The 24,891-nt window shown below is 59.1% G+C and carries 20 protein-coding genes; 16 read left to right on the forward strand and 4 right to left on the reverse strand.

Translation table 11 applies throughout. From position 1 onward, the window contains the following. Positions 1 to 59: 59 nt before the first annotated feature. From gap to PM3016_RS38640, 7 genes are all read left to right on the forward strand, one after another. Positions 60 to 1,103 (forward strand): type I glyceraldehyde-3-phosphate dehydrogenase, encoded by a 1,044-nt coding sequence (gene gap / locus PM3016_RS13465; RefSeq protein WP_014369870.1) that lies wholly within the window; start codon positions 60 to 62, stop codon positions 1,101 to 1,103. Further along, on the forward strand, positions 1,079 to 2,650 hold the full coding sequence (pckA, locus tag PM3016_RS13470) for a phosphoenolpyruvate carboxykinase (ATP) (protein WP_014369871.1): 1,572 nt from the start codon (positions 1,079 to 1,081) through the stop codon (positions 2,648 to 2,650). The genes gap and pckA overlap by 25 nt, the downstream gene beginning before the upstream one ends. 569 nt (positions 2,651 to 3,219) lie before the next feature. Beyond that, complete coding sequence (locus PM3016_RS13475) at positions 3,220 to 4,788, forward strand: ABC-F family ATP-binding cassette domain-containing protein (protein ID WP_014369872.1); 1,569 nt, start codon at positions 3,220 to 3,222, stop codon at positions 4,786 to 4,788. A gap of 204 nt (positions 4,789 to 4,992) precedes the next feature. Next, positions 4,993 to 6,048 carry a LacI family DNA-binding transcriptional regulator gene (locus tag PM3016_RS13480; RefSeq protein WP_014369873.1) on the forward strand — a complete coding sequence of 352 codons (1,056 nt, stop codon included), beginning with the start codon at positions 4,993 to 4,995 and terminating at the stop codon, positions 6,046 to 6,048. 98 nt (positions 6,049 to 6,146) lie between these two features. Then, complete coding sequence (locus tag PM3016_RS13485; RefSeq protein WP_013916169.1) at positions 6,147 to 6,440, forward strand: DUF6509 family protein; 294 nt, start codon at positions 6,147 to 6,149, stop codon at positions 6,438 to 6,440. Between the two features lie 189 nt (positions 6,441 to 6,629). Further along, positions 6,630 to 7,325: an urease accessory protein UreH domain-containing protein gene (locus tag PM3016_RS13490; RefSeq protein ID WP_014369874.1), complete on the forward strand. Its 696-nt coding sequence runs from the start codon at positions 6,630 to 6,632 to the stop codon at positions 7,323 to 7,325. 140 nt (positions 7,326 to 7,465) lie between these two features. Continuing rightward, a complete protein-coding gene (locus tag PM3016_RS38640; RefSeq protein ID WP_014650623.1) occupies positions 7,466 to 7,627 on the forward strand; it encodes a hypothetical protein in 162 nt (53 codons plus the stop codon). A 138-nt stretch (positions 7,628 to 7,765) separates the two neighbouring features. Here the strand turns inward: PM3016_RS38640 and PM3016_RS13495 are convergent, their stop codons facing one another. Then, a complete protein-coding gene (locus PM3016_RS13495) occupies positions 7,766 to 8,206 on the reverse strand; it encodes a hypothetical protein (protein WP_013916172.1) in 441 nt (146 codons plus the stop codon). A gap of 202 nt (positions 8,207 to 8,408) precedes the next feature. Here PM3016_RS13495 and PM3016_RS13500 point away from each other — a divergent pair, with 202 nt between their 5' ends. The 6 genes from PM3016_RS13500 to PM3016_RS13525 all read left to right on the forward strand — a co-directional run bounded on the left by PM3016_RS13500 (position 8,409) and on the right by PM3016_RS13525 (position 15,910). Then, positions 8,409 to 10,226, forward strand: coding sequence for a sensor histidine kinase (locus PM3016_RS13500; protein ID WP_013916173.1), 1,818 nt, complete (start codon positions 8,409 to 8,411; stop codon positions 10,224 to 10,226). Then, positions 10,204 to 11,778 (forward strand): response regulator transcription factor, encoded by a 1,575-nt coding sequence (locus PM3016_RS13505; RefSeq protein WP_014369876.1) that lies wholly within the window; start codon positions 10,204 to 10,206, stop codon positions 11,776 to 11,778. The genes PM3016_RS13500 and PM3016_RS13505 overlap by 23 nt, the downstream gene beginning before the upstream one ends. A gap of 99 nt (positions 11,779 to 11,877) precedes the next feature. Further along, positions 11,878 to 13,215 carry an ABC transporter substrate-binding protein gene (locus tag PM3016_RS13510; RefSeq protein WP_013916175.1) on the forward strand — a complete coding sequence of 446 codons (1,338 nt, stop codon included), beginning with the start codon at positions 11,878 to 11,880 and terminating at the stop codon, positions 13,213 to 13,215. A gap of 14 nt (positions 13,216 to 13,229) precedes the next feature. Continuing rightward, positions 13,230 to 14,108 carry a carbohydrate ABC transporter permease gene (locus PM3016_RS13515; RefSeq protein ID WP_013916176.1) on the forward strand — a complete coding sequence of 293 codons (879 nt, stop codon included), beginning with the start codon at positions 13,230 to 13,232 and terminating at the stop codon, positions 14,106 to 14,108. A 29-nt stretch (positions 14,109 to 14,137) separates the two neighbouring features. Then, positions 14,138 to 15,040 carry a carbohydrate ABC transporter permease gene (locus tag PM3016_RS13520; RefSeq protein ID WP_013916177.1) on the forward strand — a complete coding sequence of 301 codons (903 nt, stop codon included), beginning with the start codon at positions 14,138 to 14,140 and terminating at the stop codon, positions 15,038 to 15,040. 261 nt (positions 15,041 to 15,301) lie between these two features. Further along, positions 15,302 to 15,910 carry a transglutaminase-like domain-containing protein gene (locus PM3016_RS13525; RefSeq protein WP_013916178.1) on the forward strand — a complete coding sequence of 203 codons (609 nt, stop codon included), beginning with the start codon at positions 15,302 to 15,304 and terminating at the stop codon, positions 15,908 to 15,910. A 201-nt stretch (positions 15,911 to 16,111) separates the two neighbouring features. On the opposite strand, the gene PM3016_RS13530 is transcribed toward PM3016_RS13525, so the two are convergent. Beyond that, positions 16,112 to 17,824 carry an alpha-amylase family protein gene (locus PM3016_RS13530; RefSeq protein ID WP_014369879.1) on the reverse strand — a complete coding sequence of 571 codons (1,713 nt, stop codon included), beginning with the start codon at positions 17,822 to 17,824 and terminating at the stop codon, positions 16,112 to 16,114. A 433-nt stretch (positions 17,825 to 18,257) separates the two neighbouring features. On the opposite strand from PM3016_RS13530, the gene PM3016_RS13535 reads away from it, so the two are divergent. The 3 genes from PM3016_RS13535 to PM3016_RS13545 all read left to right on the forward strand — a co-directional run bounded on the left by PM3016_RS13535 (position 18,258) and on the right by PM3016_RS13545 (position 22,634). After that, positions 18,258 to 20,468 (forward strand): putative bifunctional diguanylate cyclase/phosphodiesterase, encoded by a 2,211-nt coding sequence (locus PM3016_RS13535; RefSeq protein WP_014369880.1) that lies wholly within the window; start codon positions 18,258 to 18,260, stop codon positions 20,466 to 20,468. A gap of 81 nt (positions 20,469 to 20,549) precedes the next feature. Then, the gene (locus PM3016_RS13540) at positions 20,550 to 22,199 is read left to right on the forward strand and encodes a thiamine pyrophosphate-binding protein (RefSeq protein ID WP_014369881.1); all 1,650 of its coding nucleotides are present in this window, start codon (positions 20,550 to 20,552) and stop codon (positions 22,197 to 22,199) included. A 27-nt stretch (positions 22,200 to 22,226) separates the two neighbouring features. Then, complete coding sequence (locus tag PM3016_RS13545; protein WP_014369882.1) at positions 22,227 to 22,634, forward strand: carboxymuconolactone decarboxylase family protein; 408 nt, start codon at positions 22,227 to 22,229, stop codon at positions 22,632 to 22,634. 168 nt (positions 22,635 to 22,802) lie between these two features. On the opposite strand, the gene PM3016_RS13550 is transcribed toward PM3016_RS13545, so the two are convergent. Both PM3016_RS13550 and PM3016_RS13555 read right to left on the reverse strand, forming a co-directional pair. Next, positions 22,803 to 23,192 carry a carboxymuconolactone decarboxylase family protein gene (locus tag PM3016_RS13550; RefSeq protein WP_014369883.1) on the reverse strand — a complete coding sequence of 130 codons (390 nt, stop codon included), beginning with the start codon at positions 23,190 to 23,192 and terminating at the stop codon, positions 22,803 to 22,805. Positions 23,193 to 23,203: 11 nt separating this feature from the next. Beyond that, a complete protein-coding gene (locus PM3016_RS13555; RefSeq protein WP_014369884.1) occupies positions 23,204 to 24,883 on the reverse strand; it encodes a thiamine pyrophosphate-binding protein in 1,680 nt (559 codons plus the stop codon). Between the last annotated feature and the right edge of the window lie 8 nt (positions 24,884 to 24,891).

Here is a 24,891-nt window from a genome sequence, read left to right on the forward strand (position 1 = left end):
AGTATACAATAAATACAGCGTTGAGAATTATATAAGTGTACTATTGGAGGCGATCGAGGGTGAAAGTGACGAAAAGCATCGGCATCAGCGGAATGGGGAGAATCGGAAGGCTGCTGGTCCGCCGGCTCTTCTCGGGAGAAGCGTCGGGACTTGCGCTCAAGGCGATCAACTGCGTCTACCCTGCGGAAACGGTGGCCCACCTCCTCAAATACGATACGGTTCACGGACGCTGGGACGCCGACGTATCGGTGGAGGACGGAAATCTGATCATTAACGGGCAGAGCATCCGGATCGTGGGCGAGCGGGACCCGGAGAAGCTGCCCTGGGGTGAGCTGGGCGTGACCCTGGTGCTGGATGCCACGGGCAAGTTCAACAACCGGGAGGGCGCCGCGAAGCATCTAGCCGCCGGAGCTGCCGAGGTCATCCTGACCGCACCGGGCAAGGACGTCGATCTGACGATAGTCATGGGCGTCAATGACGGCATGTACGATCCGGGGAAGCACCGGATTCTCTCTGCCGCCTCCTGCACGACGAACTGCCTGTCGCCCGTGCTCCATATCCTGGACCGCGCTTTCGGCGTCACCGGCGGATGGATGACCACCGTACACTCGTTCACCTCCGACCAGAACCATCTCGATAACCCGCACAAGGATCTGCGGCGGGCGCGCGCCTGCACCCAGTCGATCGTGCCGACGTCCACCGGGGTAGGCAAAGCGCTCGGGGATGTGCTGCCTCACCTGGCCCCGCACATTCAAGGCTTGTCCCTGCGGGTTCCGACGCAGGATGTTTCGCTCGTCGATCTGACGGTGCAGGTCCGCCGCTCCACGGATGCGGCCGAGGTGCGCGGGGTCTTCCGGGAAGCGGCGCAGGGGGCGTTCGCCCGCTATCTCGGATACACCGAAGAGCCGCTCGTCTCAGTGGACTTTATCGGCAACTCCAAATCCGCGGTGGTAGACGGCCTGTCCGTCGCCGCCATGGAGAACCAAATCAAGGTGCTCGCCTGGTATGACAACGAGTGGGCTTATGCCTGCCGGGTTGTGGAATTGGCGGAGCTTACAGCAGAAAGGAATGTGCAGCCATGGCAAAGCGCAGTTTTGGCATAATCGAATCGGAGCAGGTGCATTACGGTCTCGGGGTGGGCGAGCTGATCGAAGAGGCGCTGGCCCGGGGAGAGGGCAGACTGACTTCGACCGGCGCCCTGAGCGTGCGCACGGGTGCCTTCACCGGCCGTTCGCCGAAGGACAAGTACATTGTCAGCGAGCCGTCCGTCCGCGAGCAGATCGACTGGGGTCCTGTCAACCGTCCCATGACGGAGGAGCAGTTCGAACGGCTCTATCTCCGGGCGCAGGATTACGTGGCTGGTCGCGAGACCTACATCTTCGACGGCTATGCGGGCAGCGATCCGGCTCACCGTCTGGCGATCCGCGTGCGCACCGAGTATGCCTGGCACAACCTTTTCGCGAGGCAGCTGTTCATCCGTCCGGCGAACGGGGAGCAGGGAGCGGTGACGCCCGACTTCACGGTGCTGGCGCTGCCGGGCCTGAAGGCCGACCCGGAGAAGGACGGCACGAGATCCGAGACGTTCATCGTTATCTCCTTCGAGCGCCGGATCGTGCTCATCGGCGGAACGGAATATGCCGGTGAGATGAAGAAGTCGATCTTCAGCGTCCTGAACTACCTGCTGCCGCTGCAGGGCGTGCTGCCGATGCACTGCTCGGCCAGCGTGGGCGGGCGCGGAGATACGGCGCTCTTCTACGGCCTGTCGGGCACCGGAAAGACGACGCTATCGGCCGACCCGTCCCGCCGCCTCATCGGCGACGACGAGCACGGCTGGTCGGAGCGCGGCGTATTCAACTTCGAGGGCGGCTGCTATGCCAAGTGCATCGGTCTCAGTGAAGAGAAGGAGCCGCAGATCTGGCAGGCGATCCGTCACGGCGCGGTGCTGGAGAACGTGGCGGTGAACCCGTTCACCCGCGAAGCCGACTACAGCAGCGGGGAGCTGACGGAGAACACTCGCGCCGCTTATCCGATCGACTACATTCCGAATGCCGTTCCGGACGGCATGGCCGGCCACCCGGAGGTCATCGTCTTCCTGACCGCCGATGCGTCCGGCGTGCTGCCGCCGATCGCCAGGCTGACGAAGGCGCAGGCGATGTACCACTTCCTCTCCGGCTATACCTCGAAGCTCGCGGGCACGGAGCGCGGCGTCACGGAGCCGGAAGCCGTATTCTCCGCCTGCTTCGGCGCCCCGTTCCTGCCGATGAAGCCGGAAGTGTACGCGCAGATGCTCGGCAGCAAGATCGACCGGCATGCAGTCCGCGTGTATCTCGTGAACACAGGCTGGACGGGCGGTCCTTACGGTACGGGCTCGCGCATGAATCTGGGGCACACCCGGGCGATGGTGGCCGCAGCTCTTGACGGCAGCATCGAAGAGGCCGGATTCACGCCCGATGCGGTATTCGGCCTGCAGGTTCCGGACCGGGTTGCCGGCGTGCCGGATCACGTACTGCAGCCGCGCAGCACCTGGGCGGACAGCAGTGCTTACGACGCCAAAGCGGCCGAGCTGGCGGCTGCGTTCCACCGCAACTTCGCGAAGTTCGGTGACGTAAGCGAGGATATCCGTGCGGCAGGACCTGTCGTGGGGAGATAGACTCCCGGTTCGCAGGGAATGAACCCGAATGCTAATGGATAGATAGGCCGGTATACTTGGCGGCAGAGGTTCCTCTGCTCCGGTATACCGGTCTTTTTTGACATGATGGAATTGATAAAATTGGGGGGTTCGATTCTGCTGGCACGCAAGCGGTCAATGAAAATAGCGGAAGTACGGTGCGTTATTCCCTTTTTTCGATGATATCCACCACAAATAAAGGAACTCCGATGCGCTATTTTAGGGATTGCGCGGTTTCCGGACCGGGTTTCCTCTTATAAAGCATCTGAGTTCCGCTATTTTCTGGGAAATCCCCGGAAATACCTCAATAAGAGACCTCACATCCGCTATTTTAAAGCGAACGTTCCGTCGCCGTGCCGAAACGATCGGTCACCGGAAGCGGCGGCTGAACCGCAAACCTTCCGGCTCGAACTGCAGGCAGCACGCAGAGATCTTAAAGGACGCCGGCAGGCGTTGTCTTATGTATCGGGGAAGGGACTGCGGCGTCTGTCTCCTGATGCCATGCAGGAGAACGGACGCTATTCCAGAATTATAGAGAGGAGGTGAATAGCGTGAGTTTGATTCGACTGGAGAATGTCACGAAGAAATATGAGGATACCCTGATCCTGCGGGATGTGTATTTCAAGGTGGGTGAAGGGGAACGTGTGGCACTCATCGGCCGCAACGGAGCAGGCAAATCGACGGTATTCAAGCTGATCCTGGGGCGGGAAGAGCCGACCGCCGGAAAAGTGGAAGTGAACAGGAACGTCAAGGTGGGGTACTTCTCCCAGTTCTCGGAGCTGCAGGGGGAGAATTCCGTCCAGCAGGAGCTGGAACTGTGCTTTGAGCACATCCGCGAGATTGAACGGGAGCTTAAGGATATTGAGGAGAAGATGGGTTCGGGTCCGGACGACCGGCAGATGGATGAGCTGCTGAACCGGCAGGCGGAGCTCTTCGAACAGATGGAGCATCATGACGGCTGGAATGTACCGGTGGTGATCGACACGGTGCTGAGCAAGCTCGGCTTCCACGACACGTCCCGTCACCAGCCGATCGGGCAGCTGTCCGGGGGCTGGAGGAACCGGGCCGCCCTCGCGAAGATGCTCATCCAGCAGCCGGATATCGTGCTGCTGGACGAGCCGACGAATTACCTGGATCTGGACGGGCTCGTGTGGCTGGAGCAGTGGCTGAACCGGTTCGGCGGCGCGATGATCCTGATCTCGCATGACCGGCAGTTTATCGACAAGGTCGTTACCCGTATCGTGGAGATCGAGAATTACCATTTTCACGAATATGAGGGCAGCTATACGGAATACATACGGAAGAAAAAACTCCGCAAGAAGGAGCTGGACCGCCAGTTCGAATGGGAAGAAGAGCTGCTGCTGATCGAGGCTGAAGGGATCGACAACAAGCGCCAGAAGAAGTCCGGCGACCGGTTGTCCCGCAAGCTCGCGGATCTGAAGAAGCGGGTCGAGCCCAACCCGGTGAACGCGCTCATTACGGATATCTATCAGAACTTGCGGGTTCCGGATAACCTGTGCAGGGTCGAAGGGATCAGCAAGGTGTATGGGGACCGCACCCTGTTCCAGAACGTCAGCTTCGACATTCAGAAGGAAGACCGGCTGGCCATTCTCGGTCCGAACGGCAGCGGCAAATCGACCCTGATCAAGGCGCTGACCGGGCAGGAGCCGCCTGACTCGGGCGAGATCCGCTGGGAGAAGGGCGTCTCTTTCGCCTACTTCAACCGGATGTGGGAGGAGCTGGACGGGAAGGACACGGTCTCTCACGCCGTGAACGTATACGGGCTTGGCCTGGATGCACCCCGAAAAAAAGTAAGCCGCTTCCTCTCAATGCTGCAGTTCTCCGAGGCCGACCAGCATAAAATGATCGGTCAGCTGTCCGGCGGACAGCAGGCAAGGGTGGCGCTGGCCAAGTGTCTGCTGTCGGGAGCTGCGGTCATCGTACTCGACGAACCGACGAATCATCTCGACCTGGCGAGCATTCAGGTGATGGAGCAGGCGCTGATCCATTTTCCGGGCGCCGTGATCACAGTCAGCCATGACCGGTTCTTCATCGACAAAATCGCGACGAAGACCCTGACCTTCGGTCCCGGCGGGACATTAACCGAGCACAGCTTATAGAACAGCTCCGAAGACCGGCTTGGAACATCCGGGAACGTGGGGAGCGATACTCGGCCTGCACCGGAGCGGCGTTCTCGCGCGGCGGGTCGTGTGAAGCTCCTTCTATTGTGTAAGCCCGGCAGCACACCTATAATGAGAGGAAACTGCACATGCACTCAGCGTGAGTAAGAACTGTCACCGACATAGAAGGGCGGGGGAGCCGGAGTGGATAAGAAAATCATCGATGTGGCCCGGGCGGCCGGGGTGTCCCCTGCGACCGTCTCCAGGGTGCTGAACAATAGAGAGCTCGTCAAGGAGAAGACGCGCGAGAAGGTGCTTCAGGCGATCCGCGACATGAATTATCATCCGAATGCGGCGGCCAAGCAGCTCCGTTCCCAGCGGACGATGACCATCGGCGTGATCGTGCCGGATATTAACGTGTCGCTGTTCGCCGAGATCATCAAGGGCGTACAGAACAAGGCGGAGTCGAAGGGCTACCATGTCATCATCTGCGATTACTCGGGCAGGAAGGGCAGGGAGCCGGACTATTTTGCCCTGCTGCACAACCGGACCGTGGATGCCTTGATTTTTGTAGCCCCGGAGGCAGCAGCGGAGATATTCGCCGAAGAAGCGGATAAAGGCTTCACGATCGGCGTTATCGGCAGGCAGATCGAGCATGATTCCATCCCCTGTTGCTATACGGATAATGCGGCGTTCTCGGTAGAGGTCATCCAGCACTTCGTCCGGCAGGGACACCGGCAGATCGCCTTCATCGGCGGCTACCCGGAGGCGACCGACGCGTTCGAGCGGCTTGAGGGCTACATGAAAGCGCTGCACCGCAGCGGCATCGGCTTCCAGCCCGCACTGATCGAGAACGGCGATTTCAGCGAAGAGGGCGGCTACAGGGCCTTCCTCCGGCTGCGGGAGAAGGGCCATGCGTTCACGGCGGTCTATGCGGCGAACGATGAGATGGCCCTCGGCGTCTACAAGGCGTGCAGCGAGCTCGGCATCCGCATCCCCGAAGAGCTGGCGGTGTTCGGTGTGGACAACAACCGGATCTCGCGCTACATCACCCCGCATCTCAGCACGGTGGAGCAGCCCAGCTACCTTATGGGCTCGATGCTGGCCGAGAAGCTTCTCAGCCTCCTGGGGGAGGAGAAGCCGGGCCCCGGGGAAGCCGCGGACAGCCGCATTGAGGTGAAGTCCAGGCTCATCATCCGGGAGTCCTCGACCTTTCACCGCGAAGGCGGGAGCGCAAGTTCCGGGAACCTTGGAGGATAACCCGTTACTCTCTCCCGGATGCCGGCTGCAAGGGCTGCTCTGGCTTTCAGCCCTTTTTCATGTATAATAGGGGCAGAAGTCTGGAAAGGATGATCCCATTGTTCAGTGTTACCGAATACAGCGTGGAGAAGGTCAAAGATCCGTTCGGCATCATCGAGGGGCAGCGCTATGAGTTCAGGCTCGATCTCGAGGTGGAAGAGGATGACGAGCTCTACTCCGAACAGGGCGTTTATGTTCGCGTGATTTATGGAGTGGCTGAGAACCGCAGCGGCATCGTGAAGTATGATCTCTACGAGCGCAGCAGCGACAAATACCTGGAGTTCGACCTCGAGGACGAAGAAGTGCAGACGCTGGAGCTCTTCTGCAAGGAGCGGCTTCAGGAAGCGGAATAAGAACGGCAAGAAGGTGTGTCCGTCCCGGATGGGATGGAGACGCCTTTTTTCATTGCGGGGAGGGCGCAGGCCGGGGGAATTTAGGAGTGACTATTCCCGGCGGGTGTGTTACATTAAGTAACATGGGTAACACGATGACGCACGAATGTAACACGGACTTGGACTTAGGGAGCAGGAGGTTGTGCAGGAATGGAAGTCAGTTTGCTGTCGATTCTGGCCCTGGGCTTCGTCCTCGGCATCAAGCATGCCGTGGAGCCCGATCATGTGATCGCCGTATCGACGATAGCCAGCCAGAGCAAAAAGTTATCGAGGTCCTCCATGGCCGGGGTCTACTGGGGTATCGGCCACACGGCAACCTTATTCATCGTAGGACTCATTCTGATTCTCATGAAGAACGAAATTCCGGAGAAATGGGCGATGTCCCTCGAGTTCCTGGTGGGGATCATGCTCGTCTATCTCGGTATCACGACGACGCTTTCCTTCCGGAAGCTCAGCGTACATAAACATCAGCACGGCGGGATGTCTCATTCCCATACGTCGGCTGGTGCGGCCGATGAACAGCCGAAGGTATCCTACGTCAAATCCATGCTGATCGGTCTGGTGCACGGCCTGGCCGGGAGCGGGGCCATGGTGCTGCTGACCATGAGCACGGTCCAGAGCGCCTGGGAAGGCGCGTTTTATATCCTCGTGTTCGGAGCGGGAACGGTAGCGGGCATGCTGTTCTTCACCACGGTGATTGGCATTCCGTTCGTTCTTACGGCGAACAAATCGGGCTTGAACATACCGCTGACTTCTCTGACGGGCTTGATCAGCACGCTCTTCGGGATCTATTACATGTATAATCTCGGGGTGAACGAAGGGCTGTTCAAGCTCTGGATCGGGTAGCCGGTGAAGCCGGTGAGTGGAGCAAGATTCACACGTAAGACAAATCGGGGGCTGCCGGAGGGCAGTCCTTTTTTGCAGTGATCTGCTTGCGTACGAGGGTGTGCGAGTATATTGAAATGATGTGCAGCGGAAAAGGAGGGATGATGGTGGCAGTGGTGCTGGGGATCCTGGCTTGCGCTTTGACGTTTCTCCTGGATACGACTTATGGCGGGAGTCCGGGACTGCTGATCACGAATACGTTATTAGGGATCATCGCGGGGCTGCTGTGGAAGATCACAGGGCAGCGCCGGCCTCCGGGCTGACACAGACCAAAATCCCCTCCGGCCAAACAACGCAGGTCCATTCATCTCCGGATGGGCCTTATTGGCGTTGTGAGCCTGAGGGGATCTTCACTACATGAGCCTTATATCATGGAGCGGGCAGCGGCAGCCGACTCCCCGTCAATCGTAGAACGAAACGGTAGCCGTGCCTCCGAAGGCTTTGTATACATAGAACTCCGCCCGGTTGTTGTCGCCATCGACGAAGCCTCCGATGCTGCGGAAGGCGCCACAGGCGCCGGCATACAGATAGACGTAGCCTACGCGCTCGTCGGCGTTGCCGTCCGGATCGTCCTCATACAGGTTGTAGTAACCGGAAGGTCCGGATTCCAGGCAGACGAGAAAATCGCCCCCGGCCGACTTGGCTACCGCACTGGAGTAGGTGAAGGTGGAAGAACCGACATAATCCCATTCGCCGGCTCCGGCAGGGGCGGCCTGCGATTTCTCGACAGTCGGTATGGCGGCGCTTTCGGCCGCCATCGCACTGCCGTACGGAAGCGCGAGCACGCATGCTAAGGCCAGAGAAAGGGTGCGAATCTTCTTTGGAATCATTTTAAACATCATAATCCCTCCTAAATAAAGTAATAAATTAACATTACATTAACAATTTAACATAATGTGGGTGTCGAAGTAACCTTATTGGTGTCGAATTTCATATTGCTTTCATAAAGGAAAGCGGTGGCCTCCGAAGCATGGGCTGTCAAGCAGGAAATTCGCTCCGGTCATCCGAATCCCTCTACCATCCAGTAACGAATGGAGGGACATCATGCCAAGCGCCATCCTCTCCCGGTGGAAACGGTTTATCGACCGGTATGTCAAAGGTTTTCATTCTATTGCGGTCCAGCTCTACCTGCTCTTCTTCATCTCGATCCTGATCCCGGTTCTGATCGGAGGCTACCTGTCTTATCAGAAGTCGGCCCGCATGATTGAAGAGCAGGTCAGCCACGTGGCTACCCTCACGATCAAGCAGGTGCGCGATAACCTGGACTTCGTCTTCAAGCGGCTCGACGACACCTCAATGCGGCTGTTCAGTTCCCCGCTGATCCAGGAAGCGCTTGAAGGCAGCGGTTCTTCGGAGCCCTTCGAGCAGTATAAGCTGAACTATGATGCCAAGCAGTTCCTCTACCAGATCATAATGAACATGCCGGAGATTATGGACATCTATATTCTCGATGTGAACCGGGAGAACTCCGTGATCTCCTCCTCAATTCAGAGTCTGACCGACCCGTGGGAGACGGAGTGGTACAGGCGGATCGTCGAAGCGGACGGCCGTACGGTCTGGTTCGGGCTCTCCAATATCTCCTATCTCAAAGGCGTGGACATGGGCATCCCGGTGTTCGGGGTGGGGCGGACCGTCAAGGAGGTCGAGACCGGACGCATCATCGGCGTCATGTTCATCGAGGTCCGGGGCAAGGTGCTGACCGATACGCTAGGGGAGATGCGGTTTGGCCGTACCGGCTATACGTACCTTGTCGATGAGGGAAACCGGTTCGCATACCACGGGGATGCCTCCCTGTACGGCCAGCGCTCCGCGCTGCAGCTGCCCGGGCAGACCGAAGTGCTGGAGGTGGAAGGCCGCCAGCAGATGGTCATCCCGGCGGAGCTCGGCAACGGCTGGAAGGTCACCGGCATCGTCCCGCTGGAGGAGCTCGTGGCCGGAACGGTGGAGATCCGCGACCTCACGGTATGGATCGCCTTGGGCTCGGGTGTGGTGGCCCTGATCATGGGCTACTATGTGGCCCAGCGGATCGGCCGCCCGCTCGTGCACCTGAGCCAGCTCATGCACCGGGGGGAGACAGGCGACCTGACGGTGCGTTCCCCGATCCAGGGGCGCAACGAGATCGGGCGGCTCAGCCGCAGCTTCAACAAGATGATTGCCCGGATCCAGCAGCTCATCGAGCGGATAGCCGAAGAGGAGAGCGAGAAGAAGAAGGCCGAGATCCGGGCGCTCCGCTACCAGATCAACCCGCATTTTTTGTATAACACGCTCAATACGATCCGCTGGATGGCCAAGCTGCAGCGCACCGACGATGTGGCGGCCATGATTTCGACGCTCGTGCATATTCTCGAGTCGAGTCTGGAGCGGACCGGTCCGATCGTCACCTTGGGAGAGGAACTTCAGCTGCTGGAGAAGTATATGATCATCCAGCAGTACCGCTACAACAATGGCGTTACGCTGAGCGTGCAGTGTCCCCAGGAGCTGTCCGGCCTGACGATGCCGAGGATGCTGCTGCAGCCGGTGGTGGAGAACGCGATCTTCCACGGGATTGCGCCGAGGGATGACAAGGGCTCGGTCGGCATCACGGTCTACCGGCAGGGGGAGGACGCGGTCATTGTGATCGAGGACGACGGGGTCGGCATCCCAGCGGAGAAGCTGCCTTACCTGCTTGGCGGGGCCGGGGGCAGCCGTACGGGCGGCATGACGCGCATCGGGCTATCCCACGTTCACCAGACGCTTCAGCTCTACTACGGCAGCGATTACGGGGTCACCGTGGAGAGCCGGGAGGGCACGGGGACGCGGGTGCAGCTTACATTTCCGATTAGACAAAAGGAGGACGCTTATGTACAGAGTTCTGCTGGTTGATGACGAGCCGCTGGCCCGCATGGGCCTGAGGGAGACGTTCGACTGGGAAGGGAGCGGCTACCGGGTGGTCGGGGAGGCTTCGAACGGGCGCAGTGCCCTGCCCTGGATCGAGCGCGGGGAAGTGGACATTCTCATCACGGACATCGCGATGCCGGTAATGGACGGGATGGAGCTCATGCGTCAGGTCCGGGAGAGCTTCCCGTCGGTGAAGATCATCCTGCTCAGCTGCCACAGCGATTTTGCTTACGTCCGGGAAGGGATTCGGATGGGGGCGACAGATTACCTGCTGAAGCCGACCATGCAGCCGACGGATCTGAAGGAGGTGCTGAACAAGGCACGGAGCCAGGCCGAGGAGGAGCGGCGAATCCGGGACCTGGTGGAGCACCGGGAGCAGGTGCGGCGGAGGGAGGAGCTTGAGAAAGCTTTCGCCAGACTGCTGCTGGGAGAGGGGACGGAGGAGTCCGCTGCTGTGGAGCCGCCGTGGCTCGCATCCGGCTACCGGGCGGTGGTCGCCGAGCTCGACGGGGCGGCCCGGCTGCGCTCGGAGGAGGGCGGCATCTACACGGAGATTCTGATGGAGGAGCTGCAGGAGAGCTTCTATGAGGAGTACGGCGGGGAGGGCATCGCCCTGCGCGTCGGCGCCGAGCAGCTCATTCTCGTCCTGAAGAGCACGGACGGGCTGGAGCGGCTGCAGGCCAAGGCGGCCGAACGGGGCTGCACGCTGACCCTTGGAGTGAGCGGCCCGGCTGCAGGCGCGGTGGATTTCCGGCGTGCCGTGCGGGAGGGGCGGGAGGCAGCGCGTCTGCGCTTCTATGAGGGCCCCGGAGCGGTCCGGCCTTACCGGGCGGAGCCGGGCGGCGGAGGCGCACCGCAGTCCGGCCGGGGGGCGAAGGAGCCGCAGGAGGCGCTGCTCGCCGCACTCGAGGCGCAGACCGCCGGGGGCCGGGCCGAGGAGGCCGCCAGCCTGCTCGACGAGCTGGCGGCCCTCTGGAGCGAGCAGCGTCCGTCTCCGGCGGAGGTGAAGCGCCAGGCCCGGGGCCTGCTGGCGGCGCTGCGCCGCCCGGCGGATGCCGGCAGCGAGGCGGCCGAGCGCATCGAAGCGCTGCAGGGCATGGAGTCGCTCGAGGAGGTGCGGCTGCTGCTCCAGGAGGCGCTGCGTTCGCTCCAGGAGCCGGGGGAACCGGCGGCGGTTCCCGAGGACGCCGGGCTGCACCGGCGGATCGTCTCCCAGGCGCTTCAGTATCTCGGCGCCAACTATACCCGCAACATCTCGCTTCAGGATGTGGCGGACCACGTGGCGGTCTCCCGCAATTACTTCAGCGAGCTTTTCAAGAAGGTGACGGGGCAGAATTTCATCGACCATCTGATCCATCTGCGGCTCGAGCATGCGTGCGGGCTGCTGCGGACCACCACGCTGCGCGTATATGAGGTGGCGGAGCTCTCCGGCTTCAATGATGTCAAATACTTTAGCAAAGCCTTCAAGAAGGTGATGAAGGTGTCTCCTGCCGATTACCGGGAGAAGCGGCCGTCGGCTGGGGAAGAGGGAACCTGATTCCAGGAAATCAAGACACCATTTCGGAATAAAAGCGGTTACAAAAAGCAGGTCCGGGGGGCTATACTGAAAGCGTATTCAAATACAGGGGTCGAAAGGATGATCGAGATGAAGTGGAATGCACGCGTACCGTTTGTTATGGGGGCTGCCGCCCTCGCTCTGCTTCCGCTGCTGCAGGCCTGCGGCACGGACGGGGGATCGGGAGGCTCGGCGGATGCGGGTTCGACCGGCGGGAAGGTCAAGATCAAGTGGTCGACATGGGGGAATCCGGGCGAGCTCGGACGCTTCCAGGAATTCACGAAGGACTACAACGCCAAGCATCCGAACGTGGAAGTGGAGCTCATTCCGATTCCGTCCGACTACGACCAGAAGATTCTGACCCAGCTGAGCGGCGGTGCTGCACCGGACGTGTTCTACGCCGGCGATGCGGCGATCGTCAAGATGATCGATAACGGCACGATCGCCGACCTGTCTACATACATGAAAGAAGCGAACAGCAAAATCAAGCCGGACTCGTTCTTCCCGGGCCTGTGGGGGGCGGCGAAGAAGGGGGACCAGATCTACGGGGTGCCGGTGGACTGCAACCCGCTCATCCTCTGGTACAACAAGAAGCTGCTCCAGGAATCCGGTGTCAGCGTCCTGCCTGCCGATCTGCATGAGAAGGGCGAATGGACCTGGGCTGCCTTCCAGGGCGTGCTGGAGAAGCTGCGGGCGGCCGGCAAGCACGGCTTCGTGCTCGACAACTCGTGGACGAACTATTACAGCTTCGCAACCTCCAACGGCGGCACCATCTACAACGAGAAAGGGGATTTCGTAGCGGACAAGGATCCGAAGACCGTCGAGGCCTTCAAATTCCTGTATGACAATGTGAAGCAAAAGAACATGACCTTCGCCGGCACGCTGCCGAAGGGCCAGGGCGGGGACGCGATGTTCATGTCCAACCAGGTGGGCTTCGTTACGGCGGGCCGCTGGTACCTCCCGATTTTCAAGCAGAACAAGGATCTGCAGTTCGACATCGTCCCATACCCGACGAATACGGGCAAGAAGATCGAACCGGCGGCGATCGCCGCAGCCTATATGGTCATGAACAAGAGCACGAAGCATCCGAAGGAAGCGTTCGACTTCATCAATGAATTCAATGCCAAGGAAGGCCAGACCTTCCGTCTGCAGGGCGGCGGCAATGCGGTGCCGTCCGTGGAAGGGGCCGACGCGGTTGTGATGGAGGGCAATGTGCCGGAGCATGCGAAGTTCTTCCTCGACACACGGGGCATCGGCTTTGCTCTGATGCCGGCCGAAGCGGGCGTACCTGGACTGAGCAAGGTGATAACGGATGAGATGGAATCGCTCTGGCTGAAGGACGGCAAGCTCGATGAGACGCTGAAATCGCTCGGCACGAAGGCGAACCAGAAGATCCAAGAATACAAGTCGGGCAAGTAGCGGGGGGCAGAGCCATGAACAAACGCTTATCGGAAGGGCTGTGGGGATATCTGTTCATCCTCCCGCAGTCCCTCGGTCTCCTGGTGTTCGCCCTGATTCCGCTCGTGTCCGCTTTTACGCTCAGCCTGATGAAATGGGACGGCTTCGGCGCGAAGCAGTTCGTCGGCTTCCGGAATTTCGCGGAGCAGTTCGCCTCGGAGGACTTCCGCCTGTCGCTCTTCAACACGCTCTGGTACACGGTGCTCGTCGTTCCGTCCGGTATCCTGCTGGCCATCCTCGTGGCGGTGGCACTGAACAAGGTACGCGGCAAGGTCATCTACCGGCTCTTCTATTATATGCCTGTCGTCACCGGCTCGATCGCCGTATCGATGGTATGGCTGTGGCTGCTCAACTCGGAATTCGGCGTCATCAACGTCTACCTGAAGCAGTGGTTCGGCATTGAAGGACCGAACTGGCTGACGGACCGCGCCATGGTCATCCCGTCAATCGCCCTGCTCAGCGTCTGGTGGGGCCTTGGCGGCAACATGGTGCTCTTCCTCGCGGGGCTGCAGGGCATCTCGGCAAGCTACTACGAAGCGGCCCAGATCGACGGGGCCGGCAAGTTCCGCCAGTTCATGCACATCACGCTGCCTCTGCTGTCGCCGACGACCTTCTTCGCGACGATCATGACGATCATCGGCTCGTTCCAGGTGTTCGACCAGTCGTTCGTCATGACGGGCGGCGGTCCGGCCAAGGCCAGCTACACGATGGTGTACCATATCTACCAGCTGGCGTTCGTGGAATTCACGTTCGGCAAAAGCGCCGCCGCCGCCGTTCTGCTGTTCATCCTGATCCTGTCGCTGACGCTGGTACAGATGTACACGTCGAAGCGCTGGGTGCATTACGGCGACTGACGGCCTAGAGAGAGGAGGAGAGAGACCTTATGGAAGCCAATATGGAAATGCGTACGCCGCCCAAAAGCAAAACGGCATCCGCCGGACTGCTCCGGACGGACCGCAGCGGGGGAAGCCCGCTGGCCGGTCTCCTGCTGCACGCGGTGCTGATCACCGGAGCCGTGCTCATGACAGGGCCGTTCATCTGGATGATCCTGAGCTCGCTGAAGCAGTTTCACCAGATCTTCCTGATCCCGCCCCAGTGGATCCCGGATCCCTGGGAGTGGGGGAACTACAAGCGCTCCTGGGAGGCGCTGCCGTTCGGGCGCGCTTACTTCAACAGCGCCTACATCGCCGTGATCTCGGTCATCGGCAAGCTGCTCACGTGTTCGATGGCGGCCTATGCCTTCGCCAAGATCCGCTTCCCGCTGCGCGAGCCGATCTTCGTGCTCTTCCTGGCGACGATGATGGTACCGGGCCAGGTGACGATCATCCCGCTCTACCTCATGATGAAGAGCATCGGCTGGATCGACACCCACCTGGCGATCCTCGTGCCGGAGATCCTCTTCAGCGCCTTCGGGGTGTTCATGCTCCGCCAGTTCATGAAGAGCATCCCCGACGAACTGGCCGAAGCGGCGGTCGTCGACGGGGCGAACCGCTGGACGATCTACTGGCGCGTGATCCTGCCGCTAGTGCGGCCGGCGCTGGCGGCTCTCGGGATCTTCACGTTCCTCGGGCTGTGGAACAATTTCTTCGGACCGCTGATCTTCCTCAACACGCCGGAGAAATTCACCGTACCGCTGCTGCTCAACATGTTCCGGGGGATGTACATTACCGACTGGACGCTGATGATGGCCGGCTCGTCGATCGCCGTCGTTCCGGTTCTGATCGTCTATCTCTTCGGTCAGCGGTACATTATTGAAGGCGTCACGCTGACAGGGATCAAAGGGTAACCGCCCTCCAGCAGACACAGATGTACGGAGTATGGTCTGCTGCGAGGGATGCATGGTGCGCCGCCCAGCCGCAGATCCGTCGCCATGAGCCCGGTCATATGCCAGAATACGAAGTACGCCCCAGCCGGAGATACGGCTGGGGCGTCTTTGTTATTGATAGGGGGAGCGGAAACAGGTATTGTATATTTATACATTTTACCGCATAATTATAGTCAGTTTGCAATCATTTCCATACTTGTCTAAGGGGGCGTACGGTTGACTATGAACTATAGCTGCGAAACGGATGCACAGGAGGCCTATCTCGAAGAGTCGGAGTGGGTGGATTACAGCCACCCGATGATCCGGAAGCTCTCGGACGAACTCTACAGCGCCTCAGGGGATGAAACTGCTTTTGTACAATCCGCATTCGAGTTTGTCCGTGACCATGTCTCCCATTCCTGGGATATTCAGAGCTCCCGGATTACCAGGTACGCGTCGGAGGTTCTGAAGTACCGCGAGGGAATCTGCTACGCCAAGTCGAATCTGCTGTGCGCGCTGGCCAGAAGCCAGGGCGTGCCGGCAGGCTTCTGCTACCAGCGCCTGACCCTTGGAGATACGCCGGATACCGGCTATGTGATCCATGCGCTGAATGCCGTATACCTGCGCAGTATGGGCCGCTGGATCCGGCTGGATGCCCGCGGGAACAAGCCGGGCGTGGATGCTAGGTTCTCGCTCGAGGAGGAGCGGCTGGCCTTCCCGGTACGCGCAGCCTACGATGAGTGGAATGACCCCGTCATTTACAAAGCTCCCCATCCGAAGACGACCCGCGCCCTGCTCGGGCATTCGGACTGCATGGCGATGTACCTTCACGGACTGCCGTCCGAGCTGTAGGCCATAGCCCCTGCTCCTCTCCTAACACTTTAAAAGGGGGGAGCACAGCGGCCGGCCATTGACGGACACTCCTGCAGCGGCAAGGGACGACGGCCTTGCATGGAATGCAAGTGCACGTCTCCTCTCTGCCATCCTTCCTTGGTTCCTCAGATGCTTCGCTCGCGTTCGCACGCAAACCTGTCTGCCTGCCTCTCTGCTTGCTTACTTCAGCCTTACAGCCGCCTCCGTTGTCCGGAAGGGGGCTTTTTTGCCGAGGACCATGTCATAAATGCTCTTGTGCGTCTCGGTGACCCCGGAGAGGAAGGTCTTGTAAGGCCGGTCGGCGACATTCAGGAGGCCGAAGTTGTAGCTCTCGCCCTGCAGGCCTTCGAACCACCGGCCGGTCGCCGGCTGGTCCAGGTAGGAGAACCAGTGCGTGCCGACCACGAAGCCCAGCGATGCGGCCTCCTCCACATAGGCGCGGTACAGACGGGCGCGCTCGGCCTCGCTGCTTGCCAGCAAAGGGGCGGACAGCCCCTGCTCCCGCGTGCCGAAGGCGAACTCCGTCAGGAGCACCGGCCGGCCGCCGGACTTGTCGTACACGTCCTGCAGCATCGTACGGTCGAGCTGCGGGGAATAGTGGTTGATGGAGATCACGTCCATGTGCTTCCCTGCCGTCTTGGCCAGGATGCCGCGGACTTTCGGATGATTCGAAGGCGTGGTAAGCCAGCGGTCCCCGAGCAGCAGATGATTCGGATCATATTTGCGGAAGAGGCGTTCCACCGTGCCGTAATATGTGTCCAGATACAGCTCCAGGAAGGCGTCCATATCGCTGATCGCCTGAGAGGAGGAGAGCGCCAGCGGTTCCTCGTACAAACGGTCGAAGGAGCTGTAGCCGGCTTTCCAGGCTGTGTTGAACTTGTCGATCGTGCCGTACTTCGCGATAAGCACCTCCACCAGCTTGCGCTTGGACGGCGCCTGGCTGGCCTTCAGCTTCGGCACATCGTTGATGATCCGGTGGTAGTCGGATTCATTGCCAAGGAAATATCCGACGATATAAGGGTTATTCTTATTCTGCGGCAGAGTTTTGGCGAAGAGCGCATCGATCCTGGCTTCCGCGCCTTCGGCGAAAATATCGAAGATTTTCAGCCCGTCCACCTTCGCCTCCGTGATCTCCGAGAGGGGAAGGAAGGGGAAGTGCGGCACCTTGAATTCCGTGGCGTAATTCGCCGGAGACCAGCCGCCGGCGCTGTTGAAGCCCCATTTGCGGATGCGGGAGATGCTCTCCTGATAGAACTCGCGGGAAGTATAAGTCTGCCCGGTCTTGCGGATCCGGTTGGCGACGTAGAAGGAGAACGTATCCTTCGTATTCAGGAAGGCGGAGCGGTATTCCCCTTCATAGGGAGGGAGCCACTCGAAGCGGTCTTCCTGGCCTTTGAGCTGAGTGTACGTGTCGTTGACGGTGATGCCGTTAACACCCAGGGAAAAATAAAGCGTGCCGAGCGGGGTGACCAGAACTTTGCGGCCTTGAAGCGTCTCGACATGGTAATAGCCGGTGGCTTTGAGCCCGTAGGTTTCCCCGCTGCCCTTGAGCCCTCCGTAGGCATCCCAGTCCGGCGCCTGCAGACTGCCGTAATACGCTTCGTCAGCTTCCCGGTCCTTCTTCAGCGCCTCTTCGCCGGCCACCTTCTCCTGGAACTTGGCGGAAGCCACCTGGCCGAAGCGGTCCACACGGAGCGGTCCGGCCGCCGGGGATTCGCTCTTCGCCGGCTGCTGCTTCTCGTCGGCAGGAACACCCGCCGGCCCCCCTGCTCCGGGGAGGCCTCCGGGGAAGCCGGGAGGGGAAGTCAGCATGGCCGCCGCCGCGGTGATGGCCGCCAGCACGACGATGCCTGTGCTGAACCGGGCACCCGGGAATTTGAATGGTAGAATCACTGGTTTGAAACCGCCCTTTCTCGCTAAACGTCCTTAGTAGAGGACAGCGCTGCCCTTTTTTAACACAATTCTACCAAAAAAGATCCGTAATGTTTCTAAAAATTGGGGGGGTTCCGTGTCGATTTGGTGTTGAGGGCGCTTGCAGGGGGCGAACCTGTGGGATTCCTCGGATCTTAAAATCACAAACTATTGGTCTCCAAATTATAGGACCCAAACGAACGGGAAATGAGAAATAGAAATCAGGGTCCATATTCCTACTTTTTCTATGAATTCATCCTATTATGGTAAATTATTCATAAAAATGGTCGAATTCCATAATTTAATATCAAAAAAATGTGATAATATGCGACAAAATCGGTCATTTGATCTATAATATACCCAATGACTTGGCGAAATATCAGATATACACGTCAAACGAAGGTAGGACTTTACGATGAGCGGCATATCTAAAGATTACATTACCGCATCGAAGCGGTTTTGCGCCGAGGCCGGCATGGATGCCAAAGTGATCCCCGCTCCTGCGGTCGTGATGACGGAGGAAGAGCTTGAGGCCAAGCGCAAAGAATATGATGAAATCCTGTCGGTCGTACAGTTTTTTGGGGACAAAGTGCTGGATTCCTTGAAGGGGACTCCCCTGCTGCTCTCTGTCGCTGATGAGAAGGGTTTCATTCTTCGTATGATGGGGGACGAAACCATCAGGAGCATGGTCAATGAGCTGGGAATCCGCCCGGGGGTACAGTTTACCGAAGAAGTGATGGGCACCAACGTGGTCTCCCTGTCCCTCAAGCACAGCGGTCAGCCCATCGAGCTGATCGGGCCGGACCATTATCACGAATACCTGCATACGAGCGCCTGTTATGCTGTGGCGTTCCGCTACACGGATAATAATAATCTGCTCGGCTCGCTGTCTATCATGACGGCCATCGAATTTAAGAACCCGTTGATGATCACGATGCTGTCAACAACGATTGACTCCATAGAAAGAGAGCTGCTGCTGCGGAAACAAAACCGGAAGCTGAACATCATGAACCAGATCATGTTTCAGAATACCCGCAACGGGATCATTATCACGGATAAAGAGGGTGTCATAACGGATTTCAACCAATTTGCCCAGGAGCTTACGGGCCTTACGATCGAGGAGACAGTGGACAAGCCGGTCCTGTGTCTCGATCCGATGGGAGGGTTTATCCACTCCGTCATTGAGGAAGGAAAGCAGTATGAGGACATCCAGATCGAATTCGGCAGCCGCGATGGCAGCCGCCACAAGAATGTCTGTCTCTTCGACGCGTTCCCGATCTATGATGAGTTCCGGCGCATTATCGGGGCGTTCGGTCAGTTCCGCAACATTACAGACCGCTACGAAGCCGAGGAGCGTTACAATTACCTGGCCAATCATGATGACCTGACGAACATTCCGAACCGCCGGTATTACAAGATGAGGCTTCAATCGATGATCGAACAGGCCAAGACGGGGCTGCATCCTTATCAGATCGCCGTCATTTATCTCGATCTGGACCGCTTCAAGCTGGTGAACGATACGCTTGGCCACACCAACGGAGACATGCTCCTGAAGCTGGTGGTCGACCGTCTGAAGTCCCTGCTTGCACCGGGGGATATCATCGCCAGAATGGGCGGGGACGAATTCATGTTCATGCTCCCCGGGATCTGCTCGGTTGGCGAGGTTACCCGGCGGGTGGAGAATATTCTGAAGCTCTTCCATGAGCCGTTCAATATGAACGGGTACGAGTTCCACATCACCGCGAGCATCGGGATCGCAATGTACCCGGATGACGGCCTGGATATCGAGATGTTGATGATCCACGCCGATACGGCGATGTACAAGGCCAAGGAGCGCGGCAAAAATCAATACCTGCACTATTCTTCGGAGATGCAGACGAGATCCCACGAAAAGATCCGTATGGAGACTTCCCTGCGCCGCGCCCTGGAAAACAACGAGTTCATCCTCTACTACCAGCCGCAGATCGATATCCGCTCCGGCAGAGTTAAAGGTGTCGAAGCGCTGGTCCGCTGGCAGCATCCGGAACGCGGGATCGTCTCGCCGTATGAGTTCATTCCGCTGGCCGAAGAGACCGGTCTGATCATTCCCCTGGACCAATGGGTGCTGCGCACCGCCTGCCACCAGAACAAGAAATGGCAGGATATGGGCCTTGCGCCGCTGCGCATTGCGGTGAACCTCTCCTCCCAGCAGTTTGCGAAGGATTCCCTGGTAGACATCGTCCAAGAGATTCTGGAGGAGAGCGGTCTCGACCCTCAGTACCTCGAGCTCGAGATCACCGAGACTATGACGATGGATGTAGAGCATACGATTCCGACGCTGGAAAAGCTTCATGCCCTAGGCGTTCAGATCAGTATAGACGACTTTGGGACGGGCTACAGCTCGCTGAACTATCTCAAGAAGTTCTCCATCGACCGTCTGAAGATCGACCAATCTTTTGTCCGCGATATCATGTTCGATGCCCATGATTCCGATATAGTGGGTACCATCATTGCGATGGCCCACGGCATGGGGCTGGAAGTGATTGCGGAAGGGGTAGAGGACGCCGGACAGCTGGAGTTCCTGAGAAAACAAAACTGCAACGAAGTGCACGGGGTATTACTACAGCAAACCGATACCAGCAGATGAGTTCGAAGCCAAGTACGAGCACCTGCAGCTTCTCGCGCAATCCAACAACCAATAAGGCACCGAAGAGAAGGAGTATAACATATGCAAACCGTGGCGCAATTGTTAGTGAAGCATCTGGCGGCTTGGGGGGTCACCCACGTGTTTGGGATCCCAGGCAAGCCTGTGACCCCCCTTGTGGTGGAAATGGACCGCCAAGGTCTCACTTTCGTGCTCAGCAAGCACGAAGGGGGGGCCGGACTGGCTGCCGCAGGCTACGCCTACGGTGGCAGATCTCTTGGAGTAGCGCTTGGTACGGCGGGTCCCGGGGGCGTCAATATGCTGACGGCGGCAGGACAGGCACTGGCATCGAACCTGCCTGTCTTGTTCCTGACCGGGCAGCCGCCGATCCGCGAGATCGGCAAAGTTCTCGGCCAGGACAGTACGATGTTCGGCACCGATCTGGTGAAGATGTTTGAGCCTGTGACCAAATTCAGTGCACGCATTGAGCGCGGCGATCTCTTAAAAACATACCTGCAGCATGCGATGGAGCAGGCTTTCACGGGGTCCAAGGGTCCCGTGCATCTCTCCATTCCCTCTGATGTGCTGATGGAGGAGATCGAGGAATTTGAACTGGCTCTTCCGACGCATTATCCGCCTGTTCTCTCCTCCAATCTTCAGGAGGTGTCAGATTTACTGAACAGGGCCGAGCGTCCGCTGCTCCTGCTGGGCGGCGGTGTTCACAACCAGGGGGCGTACCGGGAGCTCGCGGCGTTCGCCGAGCTGTACAACCTCCCTGTCATAACGACGCCGGGCGGCAAGGGAGCTTTCCCGACGGTACATCCGCTTTCGGTCGGTCCGTTCGGATTAGGCGGGACCGACGCTGCGCGCGACGTATTGGCACAGGGGATCGATGTATTGGTAGCCGTCGGCACCCAGCTGAGCGATATGGAAACCGCAGGCATGGGGCCGGGATTCTTCCCGAAGCAGGTCGTACAGTTTGATTATGATGCCCGTTTCGTTGGCAAAACATTACCGGTTCCAACCATCCCGGTGCTGGGAGACCTGACCGCCAACCTGCGGAAGCTGGTGGAGCTGGGGGCGGTACGGGAAGCTCAGCGGCAGCTCGAAGCGTCTGCTCGTGAAGCCGTTGCCTGTGCGCAGGAGGCTGTCCCTGCAGCTGATGCTTGGGGAGGGATGCTGACCGGGGAGCAGGTCATGAAGGTGCTCCGCGGGGCGCTCCCGGCGAGCAGTCAGATGTTCGGCGATGCCGGCAGTCATTCGTTCTATGCCGTGAAGCACTTCGAGGTCCTGGAGCCGGGGACATTCCATTTTGAAGAGGTATATGCAACGATGGGCCGGGCGATTGGGTATTCGATCGGCGCGCAGCTGGCCGAGCCCGAGCGGGTGGTCGTCTGTCTCACAGGCGACGGCTGCATGTTCATGAACGGCACCGAGGTGTCCACGGCTGTCAACTATGACGCTCCCGTAATCTTCGTGGTTTTGAACAATGAAAGATTGGATATGGTAGATAAAGGCATGGCCCGGCATCTGGGCCGTGCCATCGGTACCGTCTATGAAACGCCGCTGCATGCGGCGCTCTTCGGCGAATCGATGGGAGCCTTGTCTTATCGCTGCCGTACGGCGAATGAGCTGCATGACGCCGTGGCATCCGCCCTCTCGGCCCGGCAGACGGCCGTTATCGAAGTGATGGTGGATCCGCTGGAGATTCCGCCGACGATGGCCCGCGGGTAAGGCTTAAGGAACAGGAGTGACGAAGCAATGAGTCATAAAGAGCAGACGAACGAGGAGCGTTACCGGCAGGGCCGGGAAACGCTGGTGAAGATGGTAGGCGAAGAGGGGACGCGCACGATCGAAGGGATCCGCACGTTCTTTCCGGATTTTGGCGATATGCTGATCTCCTTTGGCTTCGGGGACTTGTATTCGCGCAAGCGGCTTGATCTGAGACAGCGGGAGATCATTACGCTGACATCCTTGATTACTCAAGGGGCTACCGATCAGCTTGGATTTCATGTGCATGCCGCGCTGAACGTGGGGCTGGAGCCGGAGGACATTCTGGAGATAGTCATGCACTGTGCCGGCTATGCCGGATTCCCCAAAGCCTGCGGAGCTCTGAATGTGGTGATGGCTGTATTCCAGGAGCGTTCAATCGAACTCAAGCTGGATTAACAGTCATTAAAAAAAGGTATCGAAGCGCACAAAGATGCGCACAAAAAAAGAAGGTCCGTCCCTTGGTGGCGGGCCTTCTTTTGGCATGTGTATGGATCTGTCCTCTGGCGGATGGAGAGCTCCTGGGAGGCAGCAGATGGCGGCCGCTGTGCCTCCCAAGGCTTCCGCCTACAGGGATGCCATATTCCTGCGTTCCTCCAGAACGGCACCCAGGATGCGAAAGCCGTTCATCACCTTGGGGATCCCTACAATGGGAATGCAATGGAGCAGAATTTCGGTGATTTCCTTGGTGGTGAGGCCAACATGCAGTGATGCGTGAAAGTGAAAATGCAGCTGGTTGGCTGTGTCTCCCTGAGCGATCAGGGCGGAGATTGTCAGCATTTCCTTTTGCTGCAGGCTGAGGCCTTCTCGGGCGTAGATTTCGCCGAAGCCGAACCCGACGACATACGCGGCCAGCTCGGGAAAATCCTGCTGCAGCTGATTAACAATTTGATTGCCGACCGACCCGGCCATCAAAGTAAGCTGTTCTTTACCTTTGTCCATTTGTTCGCTGTTCATAGCTGTCTCCCCTATCCTCGGGCTAATGTTGGAGGAATCTCCTCCGGATCGACCAGTACTTCAATGACGGCGGCTTTCCCTGCCTGCAGAGCCTTCTCCAGTGCGCCCTCAAGCTCAGGAGGGGAGGAGGCGGTGAAGGCCGAGGCGCCCAGGGCTTCGGCGAGCAGCGCGGCCTGCAGCGGCGTCTCGTAGACCGTCCCGTCACTGCGTCCGGTAGCATGACGCATGCCTTTATTGACCATATCCAGACGGCCGTTGTTCAGAACAATGAAGATGACCCCGGCTCCGTTATTCACGGCCGTGGAGATCTCAGTCCCGTGCATGAACATGCACCCGTCGCCGGTCAGGCAGACCACCGTTCGGTCCGGGGAGGCGATCTTGGCTCCGATGGAGAAGCCGATCGCATGGCCCATCGCGGCGAAGACGTCATCGAAGCGGAAGGAGCCGGGAGTATGAATATCCAGACTGCGGATCGCATGATAGCTGTGGCTCCCGTCATCGCCGAACACCATAACATCCGAAGGAAGGCAGCGGCCCAGGACCTCCATCACCTGCACCGCAGTGATGAGCGGCTGGGTTTCGTCCGAAATTACCAATGATTTCGCTTTCATAACCTCATTCTCCGAAAGGTCAGGCGTCTGCAGCGCGGCAGCGGCCTCGGCATACGCTCCGCAAACTTCAGGTGCCCGTTCGGCAGCAAGCTCGAGCAGTGCTTCCAGGTTCGCCTTCGCATCTCCTTGAATGAACAGGGCAGGGGCGGGAAAGCTCTTGCCAACGAAGGTTCCGTCGATATCAAAGTGAAGAACGGCCTGCGGAATCATGTCTTCCGTGATGGCAGGCAGGGACATGTCGCTGAGTTTCGTGCCGATGGCCACGAACAGGTCGATCCCGCTCTTCAGGTATTCGGAAGCCTCAGGGCAGCCGCCCAGTCCGTAAGGACCAATATGAAGAGGGTGCCGGGAACGGAAGGCGCCTTTGCCGCCGGGAGTGGTCATGACGGGAATCTGCCACCGTTCGGCGAAAGCCTCCACTGCCTCATAGGCTCCGGAAATATGTACGCCCTTGCCCAGCAGGAGAGCAGGACGGTGGGCCTGCTCCAGCAGCTCTGCGGCTTCCTTCAGCCGGGGAGAGCGGAGGGCAGGATGCAGAGCCGGCAGCTCCAGCTCGAAGTGGCGGACGGGTTCCGTCAGCACATCCTGCGGGATGGAGAGATGGACGGGGCCGCGCACACCGGTCAGCGCCCGTTCGACCGCATGCTGGAGATACACGGGGAACTGTTCGCTCCGCTCGACTCTCGCGCTGAACAGCGTTACAGGCTCGAACATGCGGGCCAGATCAGCTGCGAAGAAGGTGGAGTCCTGTCCAAGCGGCCGGCCGCTGTCTTTACTGGATGCATGCCCGGTGATGAAGAGGACGGGCAGATGATAAGCTTTGGCCTGCCCGGCCGCGGTCAGCATGTTGGTGCCTCCGGGGCCCGAGGTGCCGATGGCCACGCCAAGCCTGCCGTTCATGAGGGCATAGCCTGCGGCCGAGAACCCGGCGCCGCCTTCGTGGCGGCTGAGCACAAACTCCACGTTCTGGTTGCCAAGTTCAAGGATGAGCGGAACAATAGCTTTGCCGGGCACGCCGAAGGCATGCCGGATTCCCCAGCTGTGAAGATGGCGTACGAGCGATGATGCAACAGTTTCCATAGAAAACC

Source organism: Paenibacillus mucilaginosus 3016 (assembly GCF_000250655.1).
Classification (GTDB): Bacteria; Bacillota; Bacilli; order Paenibacillales; family NBRC-103111; genus Paenibacillus_G; species Paenibacillus_G mucilaginosus.